Source organism: Ligilactobacillus sp. (assembly GCF_036846325.1).
Classification (GTDB): domain Bacteria; phylum Bacillota; class Bacilli; order Lactobacillales; family Lactobacillaceae; genus Ligilactobacillus.
In genome coordinates this window covers 1-2,299 of record NZ_DAIUCE010000173.1, presented here as the reverse complement: position 1 = coordinate 2,299, position 2,299 = coordinate 1, and the positions used below count along the sequence as shown (strand labels likewise).

At 49.0% G+C, this 2,299-nt stretch carries 2 protein-coding genes; both read right to left on the bottom strand.

The genetic code is table 11. The annotated features are described in order from the left end of the window. Window positions 1–1,034 (bottom strand): ABC transporter ATP-binding protein (locus V7Z60_RS09860; RefSeq protein WP_334117637.1); only part of this gene is annotated, 1,034 nt, incomplete at its 3' end. A gap of 125 nt (window positions 1,035–1,159) precedes the next feature. Continuing rightward, entirely contained in the window at window positions 1,160–2,008 is an 849-nt protein-coding gene (locus V7Z60_RS09855) for a PucR family transcriptional regulator (protein ID WP_334117636.1), read from the bottom strand. Window positions 2,009–2,299: the final 291 nt, after the last annotated feature.

Sequence of the window (2,299 nt, the reverse complement as noted above, 5' to 3'; positions counted from 1 at the left end):
GGCGCAAGGTAGTCGCGCGCGTCAACCTTTGAAACAAATTCCGTATTGCCGACACGGCTGTAAAGCTGCGAATCGGCGCCGAGAAGTTCTGAAACGACGACTTCAGCATTGACGACCGATTCAGGGAACGTTTCAAGGAACGGCGGTTCGGAATGAATGTCTTCCGGACGGATGCCGAAGACGATTTCCTTGCCGTCGTATCCCTTGTCCTTGAGCTCCTTCAGGCAGCCTTCCGGAACGGACAGGGTAAAGTTGTTGCCCTCATCGGTAATCCTGCCGTCCTTAAGCTTCACGTTGAAGAAGTTCATTGCGGGTGATCCGATGAACCCGCCGACGAACACATTTGCCGGATGATCGTAGACTTCCTGTGGTGTTCCGACCTGCTGAATCTTGCCGTCGCGCATGACAACGATGCGGTCGGCCATCGTCATGGCTTCCGTTTGATCGTGCGTAACGTAAATCGTCGTCGTCTTGAGCTGTTGGTGCAGCTTGGCGATTTCCGCACGCATGGAGACACGAAGCTTGGCATCCAGGTTGGAAAGCGGTTCGTCCATCAGGAAAATCGGTGCATCACGCACGATTGCACGACCCAGGGCAACACGTTGACGCTGACCACCGGAAAGAGCGGCCGGCTTGCGTTCGAGATATTCCTCCAGTCCCAGAATCTTTGCGGCATGATGGACACGCTTGTCAATGTCGTCCTTGTCATACTTGCGCAGCTTCAAGCCGAATGCCATGTTGTCATAAACCGTCATGTGCGGGTACAAGGCGTAGTTCTGGAAAACCATGGCAATGTCACGGTCCTTTGGTGCCTCGTCGTTGACAACGCGGCCGTCAATCAGGAATTCGCCCTTGGAAATGTCTTCCAGGCCGGCAATCATGCGCAAGGTCGTTGACTTGCCGCATCCGGACGGTCCGACGAAGACGATGAATTCCTGATCCTTGACGTCCAGATTGAAGTCTGTTACGGAATATTGACCGTCCTCGGCATTGTCATAATGTTTGTAAATGTGTCTTAAATTCAATTCAACCATTTTGTTCACCTGTCTTTTATCATGTTTACGCTTACAATTATATTGAAAGGGGTTTCTTTAAACCAGCGCAAGTTGCACAAAAAAATTCAGTAATCTTTGTGCACTTTTACGAAAACGGTTGCATATCACTGCAGCATCATGTAGCAGAAGACAAGGTCATTCATCCGGCGCAAATTGAGGCCTGTTTCCTGCCGCAGCCTGTCTATCCTGTACTGAAGCGTGTTTCTGTGAAGATACAGTTTCTTTGCCGCTGATGACACGTTGCCTTTTTCATGGTACAGGGCAATAACGATTTCCCTTAGCGCCGGATCCTTTGAAAGCAGTTGATGATAACTTCCGGCAAGCAGACTCTCAGATGACTTTTCATGACAATAGTAGTGAAGCGCAACTTCAGCCATGTCAAAAACCTGTTCAGGCGGATTTTCCGTTATAAAGACACGTCGTTCCTCCGAAAAAAGTCCGCGCAGATCATCCTTGCAGTCCCAGATATGTCCGACAAATACACGGCAGCTTGCCCCGAGATCCGCATCAAGTGCCTGGATGATCCCCTTGAAGTCATCCATGTCAAAACTTGCCGCGCTGATTTTCTCAACCGCCACACCGCTGTTTTCGGAAAGAAGGAAGACCGCTGCCGGTTTTCTTGGAAACAGTGCGGAAAAAGCCTTCCTGAACAGCTCCATGTCAAACTCATCCCGGTTCAGTGAGTGTATTTCATATTGAATGAACCTGATTTTTCCCCGGCTGACCGGCTTGACGTCGCTTCTTTCCGTCAGATAATCCTGCCAGGGTCCGTGTTCGACTTCAAAGTCAGCTTTTTCTTCCAGGAAAGCTTCCAGAATCCTCTTCTCTTTTTCCGACAGTTCGGCTGCCGGAATATTCAAAAAGGCATCCCCCTGCCTGAATGAAATTGCCCCAATCTGCTTTTCTCCCAGATTTGCCTGCGGAAAAAGCGCAAGCAGTTTTTCAATATCCATGAACATCCCTCTAATCAATCTCTATATCACTTTTATTCTATGCAAAAACAGGCATTTGTGCAAGCGCTTTAATTTCTCAGCTGAAAAAGGAGTCTGGGGAAAAGCACCCTTCCCTGAATGAAAACATGCTTTTTTCAAAATACAGAGCTGCGCACCGCCTGTTCAATCAGTGCGCCAGGACGGGATTAAAGGCAAATAAAACATTCAGCGCCGCATACACAAAAAGCCCGGATGATTCGCAGTTTTGCAAATCATCCGGGACATGGTTTCTCCCATCTTCAATTTCAACTG